General features: G+C 43.2%; 15 protein-coding genes. 9 read left to right on the top strand and 6 right to left on the bottom strand.

The features are described from left to right. Window positions 1-83 precede the first annotated feature (83 nt). Together AACX33_RS24905 and gyrA are read right to left on the bottom strand one after the other, a co-directional pair. Complete coding sequence (locus AACX33_RS24905) at window positions 84-263, bottom strand: chlorophyll a/b-binding protein (protein ID WP_194002926.1); 180 nt, start codon at window positions 261-263, stop codon at window positions 84-86. Window positions 264-902: 639 nt separating this feature from the next. Further along, window positions 903-3,413 (bottom strand): DNA gyrase subunit A, encoded by a 2,511-nt coding sequence (gene gyrA / locus AACX33_RS24900; protein WP_194002928.1) that lies wholly within the window; start codon window positions 3,411-3,413, stop codon window positions 903-905. A gap of 227 nt (window positions 3,414-3,640) precedes the next feature. Between gyrA and AACX33_RS24895 the strand changes: the two genes are divergently transcribed. Continuing rightward, window positions 3,641-4,045 carry a response regulator gene (locus AACX33_RS24895; RefSeq protein WP_194002930.1) on the top strand — a complete coding sequence of 135 codons (405 nt, stop codon included), beginning with the start codon at window positions 3,641-3,643 and terminating at the stop codon, window positions 4,043-4,045. A 195-nt stretch (window positions 4,046-4,240) separates the two neighbouring features. On the opposite strand, the gene AACX33_RS24890 is transcribed toward AACX33_RS24895, so the two are convergent. Beyond that, window positions 4,241-5,095, bottom strand: coding sequence for a tetratricopeptide repeat protein (locus AACX33_RS24890; protein ID WP_194002932.1), 855 nt, complete (start codon window positions 5,093-5,095; stop codon window positions 4,241-4,243). 682 nt (window positions 5,096-5,777) lie between these two features. Here AACX33_RS24890 and AACX33_RS24885 point away from each other — a divergent pair. The 6 genes from AACX33_RS24885 to AACX33_RS24860 all read left to right on the top strand — a co-directional run bounded on the left by AACX33_RS24885 (window position 5,778) and on the right by AACX33_RS24860 (window position 13,880). Further along, window positions 5,778-7,322 (top strand): efflux RND transporter periplasmic adaptor subunit, encoded by a 1,545-nt coding sequence (locus tag AACX33_RS24885; protein WP_194002934.1) that lies wholly within the window; start codon window positions 5,778-5,780, stop codon window positions 7,320-7,322. A gap of 21 nt (window positions 7,323-7,343) precedes the next feature. Beyond that, window positions 7,344-8,615: an ABC transporter permease gene (locus AACX33_RS24880; RefSeq protein WP_194002936.1), complete on the top strand. Its 1,272-nt coding sequence runs from the start codon at window positions 7,344-7,346 to the stop codon at window positions 8,613-8,615. Between the two features lie 193 nt (window positions 8,616-8,808). After that, on the top strand, window positions 8,809-9,480 hold the full coding sequence (locus tag AACX33_RS24875; protein WP_275973763.1) for an ABC transporter ATP-binding protein: 672 nt from the start codon (window positions 8,809-8,811) through the stop codon (window positions 9,478-9,480). A gap of 54 nt (window positions 9,481-9,534) precedes the next feature. Beyond that, window positions 9,535-10,950 (top strand): TolC family protein, encoded by a 1,416-nt coding sequence (locus tag AACX33_RS24870; protein ID WP_194002938.1) that lies wholly within the window; start codon window positions 9,535-9,537, stop codon window positions 10,948-10,950. 209 nt (window positions 10,951-11,159) lie between these two features. Continuing rightward, window positions 11,160-12,629, top strand: coding sequence for an efflux RND transporter periplasmic adaptor subunit (locus tag AACX33_RS24865; protein ID WP_194002940.1), 1,470 nt, complete (start codon window positions 11,160-11,162; stop codon window positions 12,627-12,629). 33 nt (window positions 12,630-12,662) lie between these two features. Then, window positions 12,663-13,880 carry an ABC transporter permease gene (locus AACX33_RS24860; RefSeq protein ID WP_194002942.1) on the top strand — a complete coding sequence of 406 codons (1,218 nt, stop codon included), beginning with the start codon at window positions 12,663-12,665 and terminating at the stop codon, window positions 13,878-13,880. Window positions 13,881-14,028: 148 nt separating this feature from the next. Here the strand turns inward: AACX33_RS24860 and AACX33_RS24855 are convergent, their stop codons facing one another. Both AACX33_RS24855 and AACX33_RS24850 read right to left on the bottom strand, forming a co-directional pair. Then, the gene (locus AACX33_RS24855) at window positions 14,029-14,712 is read right to left on the bottom strand and encodes a DUF4351 domain-containing protein (protein WP_227788821.1); all 684 of its coding nucleotides are present in this window, start codon (window positions 14,710-14,712) and stop codon (window positions 14,029-14,031) included. 381 nt (window positions 14,713-15,093) lie between these two features. Then, window positions 15,094-15,282 (bottom strand): hypothetical protein, encoded by a 189-nt coding sequence (locus AACX33_RS24850; protein ID WP_194002995.1) that lies wholly within the window; start codon window positions 15,280-15,282, stop codon window positions 15,094-15,096. A 185-nt stretch (window positions 15,283-15,467) separates the two neighbouring features. Here AACX33_RS24850 and AACX33_RS24845 point away from each other — a divergent pair, with 185 nt between their 5' ends. Continuing rightward, window positions 15,468-16,232 carry an ABC transporter ATP-binding protein gene (locus AACX33_RS24845; protein WP_194002944.1) on the top strand — a complete coding sequence of 255 codons (765 nt, stop codon included), beginning with the start codon at window positions 15,468-15,470 and terminating at the stop codon, window positions 16,230-16,232. A gap of 155 nt (window positions 16,233-16,387) precedes the next feature. Here AACX33_RS24845 and AACX33_RS24840 read toward each other — a convergent pair whose 3' ends face one another. Continuing rightward, complete coding sequence (locus AACX33_RS24840; RefSeq protein ID WP_194002946.1) at window positions 16,388-16,918, bottom strand: orange carotenoid protein N-terminal domain-containing protein; 531 nt, start codon at window positions 16,916-16,918, stop codon at window positions 16,388-16,390. A gap of 203 nt (window positions 16,919-17,121) precedes the next feature. On the opposite strand from AACX33_RS24840, the gene AACX33_RS24835 reads away from it, so the two are divergent. Continuing rightward, on the top strand, window positions 17,122-17,496 hold the full coding sequence (locus AACX33_RS24835; protein ID WP_194002949.1) for a hypothetical protein: 375 nt from the start codon (window positions 17,122-17,124) through the stop codon (window positions 17,494-17,496). Window positions 17,497-17,622 lie beyond the last annotated feature (126 nt).

Genomic DNA, 17,622 nt, shown 5'->3' with positions numbered 1-17,622 from the left:
AAACAATTAAAAAACCTGGTAGTGAATCAGCATTACCAGGTTTTTCTTTATTTTTTTATGTAGCTAATTCTGTATAGTCAAATTTACAGAATGCCCCAAAAATGCAGAAAACCTTGACCAGAAAATAACTCAACGAGTGCGGCTGCTAAAAAGCCAATCATTGCCAAGCGACCATTCCAAATTTCGGCTTGGGGTGTAAAGCCCCAACGCCAATCGTTGCGATTTTCATTTACGGGAGCATTAACATTTGTTGCGTTTGTCATGGTTGGCACTCCAAACTAGATTTACGAAGTATTATTTCCTTATGTAAACTAATATAACAAAAATATTGAGAAATACCAAGTTTATTTATATTTTTATTGCTATATATTGACTAAGTTATTTATCTTTGATATCCAAAAACCAGCATCTATCGTAGGGTAGATTTACTAAAGGACTGACAAATAAATATATTTATTGCTATATATTAGCAACTATTGCACCATTTGATTGGAGATTTTTGGCTCAAAAGTTCAGATAATCTGTATTTGTTATGGAAAATCAAGATTTAGCAGTTGTCTTTCTTATAGAAAATTTTTGCAGTTATGGCAACCGCTAAGGAAGTTAAGAGATAAACTGATAATCAAACTTAGATACCAAAAGGGTTTTAACCCACTCCCTACTCCCCACTCCCCACTCCCCAGCTATATGACAATACGGTTCAGTTAAGGAACCAAATTGTTTGTCACAGTAATTTTTTTTAACGAACCGCAGAGGCACAGAGGACACAGAGAGTTAAGAAAGAGAAGAAAAATTTGCTTAACTGAACTGTATTGAGCTATATGAAAGTAAAAACCTCACAGGTAGAATCAGTGTGAGGTTCAAATCAGTTTTACTGGTTGTTCTGGTGTCAATTGGGCTGATTACATTCGCACTTCGGCAACAGTGATAATTCTTTCATCACGGTTCAGGTCAATAATGCTTTCACCCTTACCATCTCTACCTAATATCGGCACTGTGTCCACAGGTATCCGCACAACACGCTCTTTATTGGTTACTAGTGCGACCTCAGCAGAGGCGATCGCCTGAATCATACCAGCTAAATGATCGGTTTTGCTGGCAAATTTCAGCGATTGTGTGCCTAAATTACCCCGGTCAGCCCGTTTTAAATGACTCACAGGTAGGCGTTTGGCATATCCTTCTTCTGTAACTAGCAACAAGTTATCTTCCCCAGCCGCAGTGACACAGCCCACCATTTTTTGATGTTTCAGCAGGCGCAATGCTTGTAACCCCATGGCCGTCCGACCCATAATCGGCAGTTGTTGATCATCGGCGGCGAATTTTAACAAGCGTCCGCCCGAACTGGCTAAAATCAAATTTTCCTTGGGAGTGGTTAACTGGGTAAATAACAATTCATCATCTTCTTTGAGCTTTAAAATCGTAATTCCCCGACGAGTCAGATTCGTAAATTCTCCCAAAGTCAGGCGCTTAATTCGCCCCTCCTTGGTCAGGAGAACCATCTGCCTAGTTTCCAAATTCTCTGGAAGAATCAGGCGACCAACCAAGGCTTCTTGAGCGCCTTGAGCCGTAGTACTGAGCATGGTAATCAGTGGTGTTCCCCGTGGAGAACGTCCGGTGGTAGGGCGAATATCTCCCACATTCACAGGGTAAACTTTGCCACTGCTGGTAATGACCAGCAAGTCTTGATCTGTGGCGGTCAAATCGGTTTGGATGATGAAGTCATGATCAGGTAGACCGTTTTCAACTTTCGATTTCTTTCCTGATGGCTGAAGGCGACGCACATATCCCCGTTGGCTAAATTCTAAGACTACTTCTTCTGCTGGTTCAGAAGAGGGTGAATTTTGGGGATTGATTTCGGCGGCTGTGCTGGGAAGTTTTTCGACTCCTTTGACTTTGGCAAACTCCTCATTACTCCTAGCTAAGAGCTTCGTTCGGCGAGGATTGTTATATTTGCGCTTGAGCGATCGCAAATCTTTTTTCAGTGTCTTCAGTAATTCGTGGCGATCGCTGAGTAATCTTTGCAATGAATCAATTTGCTCACTGAGTTGCTCAAATTCTTGCTGCAAATTGTGCCGTTCTAAACTGGTGAGGCGGCGTAATGGCATCGCTAGAATAGCATCTCCCTGTGACTCACTCAAATCCAGACGGCTACAGAGGCTCATTTTTGCCGTAGTCCCATCAGCAGCTGTTCGCAAAATTTCAATTAATTGATCCAGTTGCGATAATGCTTTGAGCAACCCGGACACGATATGCAACCGACTTTCTGCCTTACCCAACTCATAACTGTAACGACGGTTGAGGGTTTGCTCGCGGAATTTCAAAAATTCCTGTAACATTTGCCGCAAACTTAACTGGCGGGGTTGTCCATCTACCAAGGCTAAGAGAATCGCCCCAAAGTTGCTTTGCAAGGCGGTTTGGTGATACAAGTGTTGCAGAAGTTCTTGGGGGTTGGTATCGCGTTTGAGTTCAATTACTACCCGCATTCCTTCGCGATCGCTTTCGTCCCGCAAATCAGAAATTCCATGCAAACGACCGTGATTGACTAAATCTGCTACTTTTTCAATCCAGGCAGCCTTATTCACTTGATAAGGCAATTCTGTGATAATAATTGCCGTCCGTCGCTTACTTCCTCTAGTAGGGGCAATTTCCTCTGTATTGGCGACTCCTCGCAACACAATACTACCCTTACCACTGGTGTATGCTTCCCGAATCCCTGTATCACCAACTATTTCTCCCCCGGTAGGAAAGTCGGGGCCAGGAATGATTTCCCATAACTTTTGTTCTGACAAATCCGGTTGGTCAATTAAAGCAATCAAGCCATCCACTAATTCTCCCAAGTTGTGCGGGGGAATATTGGTAGCCATACCGACAGCAATACCAGAACAGCCATTCAGCAATAGAAAAGGCAATTGAGCCGGGAGTACGGTGGGTTCTTGTTGGGAATTATCAAAGTTACCGATAAATTCCACAGTTTCATCGCCAATTTCTGCCAACATTCCTTCATGGCTGATGGCGGCGAGACGCGTTTCTGTGTAACGCATGGCGGCTGGTGGGTCATTATCGACGCTCCCAAAGTTACCATGTCCTGACAATAGGGGATAGCGGCAGGAAAATTCTTGTACTAATCTGACTAAGGCATCATAAACTGATTGGTCACCGTGAGGATGGTATTTACCCAGGACATCTCCGACTACACGGGCGCACTTACGATAGGGTCTATCTGGCGTTAAACCTAGTTCATGCATAGCATATAAAATCCGCCGATGCACTGGTTTTAAGCCATCACGCACGTCTGGTAACGCCCGCCCAACAATCACACTCATGGCATATTCTAAGTAAGACCGTTGCATCTCCGTGTGCAGGGCTGTTGTGATTACCTGTCCCGTGGGGAGAAGGTTTAACTGTTTTGCCATGAGTTTTTTCCCTGAAATTTAATTACACAAAGGTCACTTGAATTGAACACCGCAGCAAACACAGCATAACGGATGAAATGGCTTTCCTAACACAATCTTGATAGTCAAAGGATAAATAGCAGTAGTATTATCCTTGATGACGGGGTGGTAATTTGATCATTAAAAAGGAGCTAGACAACTGTTTTTGTCAGGTTGTCATCTCCATCTAGTCTATAAATAAAATTCTCATGAAAACTGTTCTAATTGTTGAAGACGATCTGATTAATGCTCGCGTTTTTTCCAAAATTTTGACCAAGCGGGGTGGCTTGGATGTAAAACATACAGAAAATGTGGAAGAAGTTATGGAAATCGCCCACTCAGGAGCAGCCGACCTGATTTTAATGGATGTTTCTTTGTCTAGAAGTGTTTACCAAGGTCAGTCTGTTGATGGGATCAAAATTACACAAATGTTGAAATCCAACCCAAAAACGGCACATTTACCTGTTATTCTGGTAACCGCACACGCTATGCAAGGCGATCGCGAGAACTTTCTCAAGCAAAGCGGCGCTGATGGCTACATCTCTAAGCCCGTTGTTGATCATCAACAGTTTGTTGAACAAATCATTGCACTTCTCCCCCAAGATATCCACTAAAAACTGACGATTTATGTCAGGAATACTCGCCCACTCAGACTTTGGGCGAATAGTTCCTGCATTATATAGTATTTATGTACTATAAGATGTCAAGTAAAAAAGGCAGAAGGTAAAGATTGTTGAATTTTGCCTCTGGGGATAGCACCTGTAAATCCGAATTAGCAATGAGTAATTACGCCCTTACCTGACGGCTGATTAGTTTTCCTGTGGCTCTAGAGCCGCTTGAATGCGTGGCAATTCTAAGAACTTTTTCGCATCAGAGAGTAATTTTTCACCCCAGAGATTTTCCTTGAGGAAATCTAAATTGGCATAGCGCTGATCTATGCCGAGTGCGGCTTCTCCCATTGACAGGGCTTGTTGGCGGTCGCCTTGATTATACAGTGCCACTGCTAATGCTAATAAAGGTTCTGCGGCTTGTTTGTCGATGTTAACAGAAGCTCGCCATTGCTTAATCGCGCTGTCAACATCACCCTGTTCGTATTTGATTAAGGCAACGTTGTTAATCGCCGGCCAGAATTTTGGATCTTGAGAGAAAGATTTATTGTACTGGGCGATCGCTTCTGGCAATCGACCTAACATATAGTAAGCATTCCCCAAATCAAACAAGCCTTCTGGGTTGTCAGGTTTTAACTGCAAACCTTTTTGGTAAAGCGCCGCCGCTGCTTGGTAATTTTGCTGTTGAAAATTAGCCGAACCCAAAGCAAACACAACGTCAGAATTTTGGGGATTGATCGATTGTGCTTTTTGCAAAGCCGCGATCGCCGCATCAAAATCTTTGGCTTGCAAATGTAAACCACCTAACAGAAACCAGACTCTATCATTATTAGGAGCCAGTTGACTAGCCAATCTAGCCCGTGGCAAAGCCAACTCAAACTGCTGAAATTGTCCGAGTTGAGCTGCTTCTTGTGCTAAACCCAACCCTTGTTTTTCCAAATTTTCTGCATCTATTTGCAGTGTATGAGGTATCAGTGCCTGTGCGTGAACTGCCTTGGGCATATTCCACAAACTACAGACAACCAGAAGAGAAATCAAACTAATATGTTTAGGCACACTACAGCCCCTTAGCCACAAATCAAGGAATCTTCCAGCTAGCTTATACGATCTCTACTTGAGAAGAAAGGTAAAGTTTATAGTCGTGAGCGCTGGCTGCATCCATCACCTTAACTAATTTAGCTGCTGATATCAATCACCATTGTCAGGAATTGAAGAACGCAGGAGGACAATTAGTCGGGGATTCTGACCTGTGACTGATTGAAAACCACTGGCGATCGCCAAACTACATCACCTATTTTGAACCCACAAGCAAATTGATGACTTTAGTCATACACCATTTTCAATTAATAGTGACTGCGGTCATGCCTCAAATTGAGTGTTTGTCGTTAATAATTACTTGTATCCATTGCCAATATCTCTGTCCGCACATCAACACCATTAAATTTCTGGGAAAATCAGAAGTCAAACCTTCCCTGTGGCTGACTCCCCATACCTAAAATAGGAGCTGCTGCGAGGAACGAAGAGGTGAGGTGAAAAGATAGCAGGTTACAATTGATTACAATACAATCATCCCAATTTTGGATGAAATTACTGAATCTCTAAACTACGGTCAGCCCTTTTTATAGTCATAAATAGAAACTAACGAAAATGCAAGTATAGGGCTACCAGGCGACAGTTCTAGCCGTTCAGAACTAGCTCGGTAGCCATTTTTTCTCAACACGAACTTTATTATATTTCTATGAAACTTGATACATCAAAGCCAGTAGATGCTTCATCTTTGATCACAAAGGTGGAGAAAAAGAGCCGCAAGCATTGGCTGTCTTGGTTACTCATCCTCGGACTTGTGGGTGGTGTGGGCTATGCAGTTTATTACCAATTAGCCCTCCGTCCCCACCAAGAAGCCAGAGAACGGGTGCTGACACAGCCTGTAGAAAGGCAGAGCTTAACGGTCACAGTTTCCGCTAATGGCACAGTCAAGCCTGAGAGGTCAATCAACCTCAGCCCTAAAAATTCTGGAATATTAAAAAAACTGTTGGTGAAAGAAGGAGATATCCTCACAGAAGGACAAATTGTCGCTTACATGGATGATTCCAACCTGCAAGGACAACTCACCTCGGCTCGTGGACAACTGGCGCAAGCTCAAGCAAATCTCCAAAAGTTAGAAGCAGGTAATCGTCCTCAAGATATTGCCCAAGCTCAGGCACAATTAGAGGAAGTGCAAGCAAATCTGCGAAGGGCAGAAACAGGAAATCGTCCCCAGGAAATTGCCCAAGCTCAAGCCCGCTTAAACAGCGCTCAAACTAATTTAAATCAAACAGAAGATAATTTACGCCGCAACCAGCAACTCTACAATGCTGGCGGTATTTCTCTGCAAATTCTCAACCAAATCCGTGCCGACCGTGACAACGCCCAGTCCCAGGTAAATGAAGCCCAGCAAGCATTGGCGTTGCAACAAGCAGGATCACGTCCAGAAGATATTGATCAACTCAGAGCGACAGTCAGGCAAAGACAGGAAGCTGTGGGACTTTTGAGAGCCGGAACGCGACGAGAAGATATTGATGCTGCTCGCGCTCAAGTGATGTCGGCTCGTGGTTCGCTGCAAAATATTCAAGCCCAAATCAATGACACGATTATTCGCGCTCCTTTTGATGGTTTGGTGACGAGAAAATTTGCAGATCCAGGGGCTTTTGTGACTCCGACAACTGCGGGTAGTGACGTATCTTCTGCTACTTCTTCTTCTATCTTGTCTTTGGCTTCCATCAATGAGGTGGTGACAAGTTTAGCTGAAACTAATATTTCCCAAATTAGCCTTGGTCAACCAGTGACGATTACAGCCGATGCTTACCCAGGAGAAACTTTTGCCGGAAAAGTCAGTCAAATCGCTGCTCAAGCTGTTGTAGTGCAGAATGTTACCAGCTTTGAAGTGAGGGTATCACTGGCAGACCCTGAAAGCCGACTGAGGTCAGGAATGAATGTGGAAGCAGAGTTTCAAGTTGATCAGGTAGAAAATGCTTTAGTCGTGCCGACAGCTGCGGTTGTACGTCGAGAAAATAGTACAGGTGTGTTTGTTGGCGGAGCTGATGGAGAACCTGTTTTTACTCGCATTGAAACTGGGGTGACTGAGAATAACTTTACTGAAGTGAAGTCTGGTTTGTCAGGAGATGAGGAAGTTTTGCTGAGTTTTCCACCGGGATCACGTCCGCGCTCAACACCACGAGGGGGTATTCTTCCTGGTATGGGTGGTGGTGGGGGCGGTGGTCGAAATCGAGGCGATCGCCCTTAATTTTAGGTTTAAATTACCAATATGCTAAAAACTGTTAACAAAGTTCCGAATACCCGTAAAGTACCATTGCTAGAAATTTTGTCAATGGCAGCAGAAACACTGTGGAGTAACAAATTACGCACAGGATTAACTATGCTGGGTGTGATTATTGGCATTGCTTCCGTGATTGCCATTACTTCTGTGGGTCAAGGGGTGCAAAGGGGTGTTGAGCAACAGATTCAGGGTTTGGGTACTGATGTGATTCAAGTTTTGGCTGGTGCGGCTAGAAGCGGTAATGTGCGTCAAGGTGTAGGTTCTAGTAGTACTTTGACTTGGCAAGATGCTCAGGCGATCGCCACACAAGCCCCATCAGCTGAAGTTGTTTCTGCCTACCTCCAACGCAATACACAAGTTGTTTATGGACAACAAAATACTTCTACAACCGTTTTTGGCACAGATTTGAATTACCCAGAAGCGCGGAATACTTTTCCCCAGCAAGGAAGATTTTTTACTCAAGAAGAACTCGATAAGGCGACACAGGTAGCTATTATTGGCCCTACAGTCCAAAGGACACTGTTTGGGCAAAATGCCAATGTCATCGGTGAGAGAATCCGCATTCAGGGAGAGCCTTATGAAGTAATTGGGGTGATGGAACCTAAAGGTTCTCAAGGTCCCAATGATCGAGATGACCAAGTTTTTATTCCTCTCACCAGTATGTCGCGGCGAATTGTCGGTAACAATGCCCTTACAGGTATTTCTGTGAATGGGATTTTAATTAAATCCAGTGATCCGGAGAAGTTAGAAGCGGCTCAGTTTCAAGTTACCAATCTGTTACGCTTACGCCACAATATCTATCCACCACAACCCGATGATTTTCGCCTGACTAACCAAGCTGATATTGTCAGCACCTTCACTAATATTGTCGGTTTATTTACAGTCATGATAGTCGCGATCGCCGGAATTTCCTTAGTCGTTGGGGGGATTGGCATTGCGAATATTATGCTGGTTTCAGTTGTGGAACGGACGCGAGAAATTGGCATTCGTAAAGCAGTCGGAGCCACCAATTCCGCCATCCTCAATCAATTTTTAGCCGAAGCGATCGTCATTTCCACATTGGGAGGAGCAATTGGGATAGGAGGTGGAATTGTGATTGCCTTTGGTGCGGCAACTGTGTTTAAATTTCCCTTTGTAATTTCCTTATTATCAATAATTGCCGGCTTCGGATTATCCTTGGGCGTTGGCTTACTCGCTGGTGTAATTCCTGCCCGCAATGCCTCCAAATTAGATCCAATTACGGCTTTGAGAAGTGATTAAATCAGTAGTTACGCAAAATAGCTAAATGTCTATCAGGATTTACGCAACAATTGCCGAAAAGCTTAATTTATCGAACCGCCAAGAAGCCAAGAACGCCAAGAACTGGTGTACCTCACTCAAATTAAATATGCTGTATCTGTGGGTCGAACCAAAATTTAAAATCCAAAATCTAAAATCTAAAATCTAAAATTGTATGACCACAATGATTTGGATGGAATCTATTACTAAAACCTACAATTTAGGAGAAATGGCTGTCCCCATACTGAAAGGAATTCAACTTTCCATTGAAGAAGGGGAATATGTCTCAATTATGGGTGCTTCAGGTTCAGGGAAATCTACCCTGATGAATATTGTCGGGTGTCTCGATCGCCCCACAGCGGGAAACTATATTTTTGAAGGCAGAAATCTGACTACCTTTGATGATGATGAATTAGCATATATCCGTAACCAAAGAATTGGGTTTGTGTTCCAACAATTCAATTTATTGGCTAGGGCGACAGCGCTGGAAAACGTGATGCTACCAATGATTTATGCCAATTTGCCCAAAGCAAAACGCCGTGAAAGGGCATTGTCAGCATTACAAAGGGTGGGACTAGGCGATCGCATTTCTAACCGTCCTAATCAACTCTCTGGTGGACAACAACAACGAGTAGCGATCGCTCGTGCGTTGGTGAATCGTCCTGCGTTGGTTTTGGCGGACGAGCCAACAGGTGCTTTAGATACGGAAACTTCCTACGATGTGATGAATTTGCTCACAGAACTGAATCAGCAAGGAATCACCATTGTGATTGTGACTCACGAGCCTGATATTGCTGCTCAAACTCAAAGGATTATTCGAGTGCAGGATGGTTTAATAGTAGGCTAATTCAGGACGATAATTTCTATAATTGCTGAGAAACCTGATTCTAAAAGCAAAAATATGCCTTCTATCTTCTTCTCTATCCATTCTACCGGGGTGGCCTTGGCGATTGCGCTTCTGATTCCCACTTTAGCCACAAGTGTAGCTGCACAGAGTCCCCCAGTCACCCCAGGGAATTCGGTACAAGTTCCCGATTTTCTCAACCCTAATCCCAATCCTCTCCAGTTTCCCACTAAGCCGGAAGAAGTGAGGATTCAGCGCACTCAGGCGATCACTTTAGCTGAGGCTTTGGAACTCGCGAAACGCAACAATCGAGATTTACAGGTATCCATATTAGCGCTAGAACGTAGTCGCGCGGCATTAAGAGAGTCTCAAGCTGTTTTTTCTCCTAATGCTGGTCTTAATACTAACTTGACTAACAGTGGTGATGGTTTTACTGGTAGCGCCTCTCAATCCAGTACTTCTGTCAATGGTCAAGCACAAATAAGTTATAACCTTTATACCTCTGGGAATCGTCAAGCTATCGTCCGCGCAGCTGAGGAGCAGCTACGGATAGATGAATTAAATGTAGAGAACCAGTCTTCAGAAATCCAGTTGAATGTCACTACTCAATATTACGATTTGCAAGAAGCAGATGAACAAGTCAGAATTAATCAATCTGCTGTGGAAAATTCCCAGGCGAGTTTGCGAGACGCTCAAGCTAGAGAACAGGCGGGAATCGGTACGCGGTTCGACGTGCTACAATCTCAAGTAAATTTGGCCAATGCTCAACAAGGCCTAACTAATTCTGTTTCACAACAGGAAATTGCCCGTCGTCGGTTTGCTACTCTGTTAAATTTGGCACAGTCAGCCACTATTAGTGCCGCAGATGCTGTAGAAGTGGCGGGACTTTGGCAGCAAACTGTGGAAGAATCGATTGTGCAAGCCTTTCAAAACCGCCCAGAATTGCAACAGTTTTTAGCACAACGGAATATTTCTGAGCAACAGCGACGACAAGCGCTTTCACGGCTAGGGCCACAAGTGAGTGTGAATGGCAATTACAACATCTTAGATCGATTTAACGATGGGCAAAGCCTGACTGATGGTTATTCGGTGGGACTCAGCGCTAGTTTAACTTTATTCGATGGGGGAGCAGCTAGAGCCAGTGCAGCTCAGTCTAAAGTTAATATTGCGATCGCCGAAAGTCAATTTGCTAGTCAGCGTGACCAAATTCGCTTTGATGTGGAACAATTCTATGCTCAGTTACAGTCAAATTTAGATAATATCCAAACTTCTAGCGTGGCTTTAAATCAAGCCAGAGAAGCTCTGAGTTTAGCCAGATTGCGCTTTGAAGCCGGCGTAGGTACTCAAACAGATGTCATTTTTGCGGAAAACGATTTGACCAGAGCTGAAGGTAATCGAGTCTCAGCGATTTTAAATTACAATCGCGCTTTGGCTAATTTACAAAGGACTGTGACATTCCGGAGTACCAGATAATCACACTGGCAAAATTAGTTGATCAGGTGAAGGCGTAAACAAGGACTAAAAGCTAAGATAAAGAAAGATTAAGCAACTATGAAGCTGAATTTCAGCTTTATAGTTTAGTCTATGGATAAATATTTAGTGTTTAGTCCACACGTCTTTTAAATTCATACACTTGCTTAATTAAGCTATTAAAGCCAAGTGATATTCGTAGGCTATTATTTATGGTTAGGCAAATAGAATTGCCTCTAATTGGCAAAGTTAAATATCCACTACGTTGGGGAATTGGGTTAATAGCCGCAGGTTGTTTGGCTGTGGGTACAACTATTACCTATAATCTGGTCAATGAAAAAAATCGTGAACAAAATATCACCGAATTAACTGTTTCTGTAGAATCACAAAATGTGACTTTACGGATTACTGCTAGTGGGAAAGTTGTGCCTGTTCAAAGTGTGAATATTAGTCCCAAAAACCCCGGTGTATTGGCACAGTTATATGTAGAACAAGGCGATCGCGTTGAACAAGGACAAATTCTAGCCCGGATGGATGTGGGCGATATCCGGGCGCAAATCCTCCAGAATCGCGCTAATTTAGCCCAAGCACAGGCACAATTAGACCAAGCCCGTGCGGGGAGTCGTCCCCAAGAAATAGAGCAAGCCAAGGCGCGTCTAGCCCAAGCTCAGGCGCAGTTAAATCAAGCTCGTGCGGGGAATCGTGATCAGGAAATTGCCCAAGCCCAAGCACAGGTAAATTCAGCCCAAGCACAGGTAACTCTGACGCAATCACGGGTAAATCGCTATCGAGAATTAAGTCAGCAAGGAGCAATTTCTCAGGATCAATTAGATCAGTATATTAGTGAAGACCAAAGGGCAAAAGCGAGTTTAGATGAAGCCCAAAAACGATTGTCACTGTTAGAAATTGGTAGTCGGAATGAAGAAATTACAGCTAGGGAAGCTGCTGTAACCGAAGCCCGCGCCGCATTGATACTTTTGGAAAATGGCAATCGTCCAGAGGAAATTGCTCAACGTCAAGCAGCCGTGAAAGCGGCAGAAGCTCAAATTCAGGCGGCAGAAGTGAGGTTACAAGATACTGTAATTCGTGCGCCATTATCCGGAATTGTGACGCAGAAATACGCCAATGTCGGTGCTTTTGTGACTCCCACAACTTCGGCTTCTACTAGTGCATCGGCAACTTCTAGTTCGATTGTGGCAGTTGCACGGGGTTTAGAAGTGCTGGCGCAAGTTCCAGAGGTGGATATTGGCAGAATTGAACAGGGACAGTCGGTGGAAATTGTGGCTGATGCCTATCCTGATCAAGTATTTCAAGGTAATGTGCGTTTGATTGCTCCGGAAGCGGTGGTGGAACAAGGCGTAACATCCTTTCAGGTGCGGGTAGAACTGGATACGGGTACAGAGGAACTGCGTTCTGGCTTAAATGTGGATTTGACTTTTTTAGGCGATCGCCTCAGTGATGCTTTGGTGTTGCCGACGGTAGCAATTGTCACTGAAAATGGTAAAACAGGTGTCTTAGTCACAGATGACCAAAATCAACCCCTGTTTCGGGAAGTGACGATTGGGGCGCAAATTGAAGACCAAACTCAAATTTTACAGGGAGTGCAAGAAGGCGATCGCGTATTTATTAACCCACCAAAAGACTACATCACCGAAAAAGCTAAAGAGCAGAATAACCAATAAAATCTTCGGCGCATCTCTTAATTACGAATTAATATGAATTTCCTAGAAAGTATGCAAATGGCAGGAAAAACCCTGCTATCCAATAAGTTGCGTAGCGCCTTGACGATGTTGGGGATTGTCATCGGGAATGCTTCGGTAATTGCGATGATTGGGATTGGGGAAGGCGGACAAAGGTTTGTCTCTAAACAATTGGAATCTTTAGGGCCAAATGTGTTATTTGTGATTCCAGGAAATCAAGCCACTCAGCGCATCTCTAGAGAGGTACCGAAAACTTTAGTCTATGAAGATGCTGAAGCGATCGCTAATCAAGTCCCAACGGTAGCCGCAGTCACCGGAGAGTTGAATAGCAGACAGGTAGTCACATATGGCAATCAAAACAGTAATGTGAATATCATTGGCACAACTCCCACTTTTTTGACCGTGCGCGACTTTGAAACTGCTACAGGGCGATTTTTTACCGACGTAGATATGAGGCGCAATAACCAAGTTGTGGTATTAGGCGCAGACTTAGCAGAAAGATTATTTGGTAATAGTAACCCTGTCAGTCAGCAGTTGCGGATTAAAAATGCCAGTTTCCAAGTCATTGGAGTCCTAGAAAGCAAAGGCTCAAACTTAGGCGTTAATTACGATGAAGCCGCCTTAATTCCACTGATCACAATGGCTAACAGAATTGTGGGGCGAACTTCTCCCTTCGGATTAGAGTTAACTTATATTGTCGTCTCAGCTAAGGATGCTGATAGTGTGGATGCAGCCAAGTTTCAAATTACTAATTTGCTGCGTTTGCGGCACAAAATTACTGGAGAAGATGATTTCACGATCAATACTCAGAAGGATGCTTTGCAAACCGTCGGTCAAATCACAGGTGCATTAACGATTATGCTAGCTGCGATCGCCGGGATATCATTATTTGTGGGCGGGATTGGCATCATGAATATTATGCTAGTTTCCGTCACCGAACGCACCCAAGAGATTGGACTCAGAAAAGCAATTGGCGCAACCGAACAAGATATTCTACTTCAATTTATTATTGAAGCGGTGATAGTTTCCGTGATCGGTGGTTTAATTGGGACTGCGGTTGGTGTGAGCGGGATTCTATTGGTAGCAGTAGTCACTCCCTTAGAAGCTGCAATTTCTCCCATTGCGATCGCTACAGCCGTTGGTGTCTCCGGCGGAATTGGCTTATTTTTTGGTGTCGTTCCCGCCCGGCGTGCTGCTCAACTTGACCCCATTGTCGCCCTCAGAAGTGCTTAGAGGATGAATGCATAAGTTTAATTTATTACAAGCCTCGGCGAGAAGTCGCGGCTATACAGACTAAACCCTTCTACGTGGGTTATTTCATTAGTCCACGGAGGTAGACTAAGTTTGTGTAGTAGCGAATTATATTCGCCCTATACTTTCCTTAATCTCCTATATTGGGTTGAGAGGTATTCACCAAATAATTCACTAAATCACTTTGGCTAGAGAAATCTAACAACGCCTCAGCTAAATCCTCTAGTCGATTAATGGATAAAGCGCGAATTTGCTCTTCTATTTCTGGTTCAATTGCACCAAGGCGACGTTTCAAAAGACGCAATATCACCGCCACCTCTCCTTTTTGCAAACCTCTTTGTTCTCCTTTTTGCAAAATATCTTGGTAAATCACAGATTCTTGCATAATTTCCTCTCTAAATAGCTGTTGAATCAAACCTTTATCAAATCGCAAACCAGCTAGAACCTGAACACAAGCTGAAATATTCTGTCGCTCGTCTGTTACCTCAATCATATCGACACTAGCAGCGACTTGCTCTAATAAGTCTTGGGGTGAATCGGTTCTAGCCAATGTCGCCAGTGGTAAGAGTGCAGGATTAGCTAATAGGGGTGTATGGTCTTCTTCCCATAAGCGAATTACGCGATACTCATGTCTAGTTTTCTTATCTACATATTGTGTATTAAACACAATTTCTGAGGAAGTGGGTTGTAAGAAAATCAACACCTGTTCAATATCACACCAATATTGGCGTTTTAATCTGGTGTAGTAATCCAGCATCCGAAAGTCGAGTGGATATGTGGATTTCGGTGTAGTTTGAAACTCTAAATTTGACACTCCCCGCGATAAATCGACGGGGATTCTTGGTTCAACGAAACCACTTAACCTAGAGTCCTTGCGTCATCTAGACCAGAGGTGGGATTCTCCCCAAGCGTTAATTCGGGTATGCCCTACCCTATTTGCATTAGTGCAAGTCCTGTTTAGTTTGAAACAAATGTTTCAAAATTCTGAGTCGTCTAGCCCCTATAAATCTTTTACCTACTGCTAGGAAGAAACTAGAATAATGCAGTAGAACCGCATAGATTCAATTATCAAGGTTCAGTGCTTTGTTTTTCAACGGCTAGGTTTTTTAAGTGGTTGATTACCTTTCCACTACAATTAGTATAGCAGTATCTTAGTACACTAATGAATTAAAAGCCGTCGTAAAACGACGGGGCTTTAAACCCAATTTTTCGGTAAAATTTGGTTGGCAATTTGCAAAAACGTCACCGAATCAGCGCGAATGGGTTCCAGGTTCAATTCTGTTTTGAGGACTTGGATATCTGGGGTTTCAGAATCAAGTAACCATTGAGCAAATTCAGTGGGATAGTTTTCGGCAAGGTATTTGCAGGTGTTATCGTAACTCAAGATTGCTAACTACGTGACTGTATCTATATATTAATGGTGAAAGTAGTGTGTTTTACTCCTTGATTAGACTTATCCGAAAATTAGGTTTTGACCCTCGCTGTACAAGGTTTTGATACTTATTTGCGGATATGTCTATTGTACAGACGCGATTCATTGCATTTCTCAGAACCAATAACTAAATTCTTATGACAAACACTATCACAATTACTGATGCTCACTTTCCTAATCCTGCACCGAAATCGGCAATTATTCGCCTAGAGAATATCTTTAAAATCTATGGAAGTGGTGAAACCGAAGTCAAAGCCCTTAATGATGTGAATTTGACGATCAATGAGGGGGAATATTGTTCAATTATGGGGCCTTCTGGTTCTGGTAAATCCACAGCCATGAATATTATCGGCTGTTTAGATCGCCCTAGCAACGGCCATTATTATCTAGATAACCTTGATGTCGCCCAAATGAACGATGCAGATTTGGCAAAAATCCGCAATAAAAAACTGGGGTTTGTGTTCCAACAATTCCACTTATTACCCCAACTGACAGCCTTAGAAAATGTCATGCTACCAATGGTATACGCCAGCGTCAACCCCAGCGAAAGACGCGATCGCGCCACCGAAGCCTTGATAAAAGTTGGTCTAGAAAAGCGCCTGAATAACAAACCCACGCAATTATCTGGGGGACAGCAACAACGGGTTGCGATCGCACGTGCTATAGTCAATCGTCCCGTTGTCCTCCTCGCCGATGAACCCACAGGCGCACTTGATTCCCATACAACCCAGGAAGTATTGGATATTTTTACCGAATTAAATAGCAGTGGAATCACCGTTGTCATGGTGACTCATGAATCAGAAGTGGCGCGTCAAACCCAACGCATTGTTTGGTTTCGTGATGGCGAAGTCGTCCACAGCAACTTGACACCAAAGGATTTAACTCAAGTCACAATGTCCTAAGAAATATGAATTAAATAATATCTTACCCAGTCTTAAATATTGATAAAAACCTCCCCTCTCCTTGCTAAAGAAAGGGGTTGGGGGTGAGGTTCCATATTTTATTATTCCCGATTCCCCAGCACAAACGCGACGAATCGCGCCTCTACAAATTCTGATTACAAACTGGAGGTTTTGCCGGTTTGCGCTTGTGTCTCAATAGGTTGAACATCGCTATATCCCATTTGACCAGCGATTGTGCGAAACACAGATATTTGTCCTTCAAAATCGAGTTTTTCAGTTTGGGAAAGCAAATTTTTGATTGCATCAGTCCGGTTGTAATTATTTGGCATTCCCACTACTTGATCTCCCATAGCCACAGCCCAAGCATACCAAACTAAAAGTTGATTATTTTCTTTAATCGCGCCATAAGCACGGGAGTATTCTGTGTCTTTACACTCCACAATATCCCGCATAATTGTTAATTGTTGTTCCGGTGACAACTGGAAATAGTCTCCTAAAAGCAGGGGTGCAAGTTCTGGTTCAGCCGCATCTGGAGCCGCAGGAGTAATGGATTTACCCATTTTTTCATAAACAAAATAAAACCATGCTAATTTAGCATCGGTATCTAAGGCATTAAACTCTTCAACTACTTTTATAGTTTCATTGCTTAGTGCTTGGGAAACATTCTTTTTAGAAGTTGTAGTCACAAGGAATCTCCATGAATTTATAAATCCTATTAAGGATTACCAAAGTTTCACATCCATAATCTACTTCCGAAAGAAAGAGTTATCTTAAATAGTTTTTATCTACCTTTAGTAGATGTATAAGTCTCTCTCAAGACAGAAACAAAATTACTACTTGCTTTGGTAAAATCGCTCCAGCAATTGCAAATTTACCCAAGGTCTTATTTATGGCTGAACAAGTGAAACCCAATGTAAATCAAGCTTCTACCCATGATGCACAATTAGCTGCTGAGAATATGGCTAGTGGTGAAGAAAAAGCAGCAAAGGTTGATTTTGAATCTGATTATGCAGCTGCACAGGAATTTAGTGTCAGTGAAATCGACCGAACAAATGAAGGTGTAGCCGCCGCTTCAGCCGCCACCGCACCTAAACAAAAAATTTCTGAAGTCGCAGAAACAAAAACTGAAACGGAATCGAGCGGTAACCCCAAAGACTATGTAGAAATGGCAAAGGAACTTGGAGGTTCTAGAACTGAGGGGGTAACTAATGTTAATGATGATTTAGTTCAAAAAGCTTTCAAAAAAGGTGAATCAAAACAGTAATTTTTTCCAATTTTTACCAGGAATAAATATGGTATATTCCCAGCATCGACCATAATAAAAGCTGTTCCTCTTCCCTGCCCTGTAGAGAGGGTGGGAGAGAGGTTATTCGGTTAAGTTTGGCACTAG

It is taken from the genome of Nodularia sp. LEGE 04288, from assembly GCF_963896525.1.
In the GTDB taxonomy this organism is placed as follows: domain Bacteria; phylum Cyanobacteriota; class Cyanobacteriia; order Cyanobacteriales; family Nostocaceae; genus Nodularia.
The sequence above is the reverse complement of the archived record's forward strand: the minus strand, read 5'-3'. Positions and strand labels throughout refer to the sequence as shown.

Bases quoted from the DNA above. Each gene is read 5' to 3' on its own strand.
- AACX33_RS24905 (WP_194002926.1), bottom strand. From the start codon at position 263: ATGACAAACGCAACAAATGTTAATGCTCCCGTAAATGAAAATCGCAAC.
- gyrA (WP_194002928.1), bottom strand. From the start codon at position 3,413: ATGGCAAAACAGTTAAACCTTCTCCCCACGGGACAGGTAATCACAACA.
- AACX33_RS24895 (WP_194002930.1), top strand. From the start codon at position 3,641: ATGAAAACTGTTCTAATTGTTGAAGACGATCTGATTAATGCTCGCGTT.
- AACX33_RS24885 (WP_194002934.1), top strand. From the start codon at position 5,778: ATGAAACTTGATACATCAAAGCCAGTAGATGCTTCATCTTTGATCACA.
- AACX33_RS24880 (WP_194002936.1), top strand. From the start codon at position 7,344: ATGCTAAAAACTGTTAACAAAGTTCCGAATACCCGTAAAGTACCATTG.
- AACX33_RS24875 (WP_275973763.1), top strand. From the start codon at position 8,809: ATGACCACAATGATTTGGATGGAATCTATTACTAAAACCTACAATTTA.
- AACX33_RS24870 (WP_194002938.1), top strand. From the start codon at position 9,535: ATGCCTTCTATCTTCTTCTCTATCCATTCTACCGGGGTGGCCTTGGCG.
- AACX33_RS24865 (WP_194002940.1), top strand. From the start codon at position 11,160: ATGGTTAGGCAAATAGAATTGCCTCTAATTGGCAAAGTTAAATATCCA.
- AACX33_RS24860 (WP_194002942.1), top strand. From the start codon at position 12,663: ATGAATTTCCTAGAAAGTATGCAAATGGCAGGAAAAACCCTGCTATCC.
- AACX33_RS24845 (WP_194002944.1), top strand. From the start codon at position 15,468: ATGACAAACACTATCACAATTACTGATGCTCACTTTCCTAATCCTGCA.
- AACX33_RS24835 (WP_194002949.1), top strand. From the start codon at position 17,122: ATGGCTGAACAAGTGAAACCCAATGTAAATCAAGCTTCTACCCATGAT.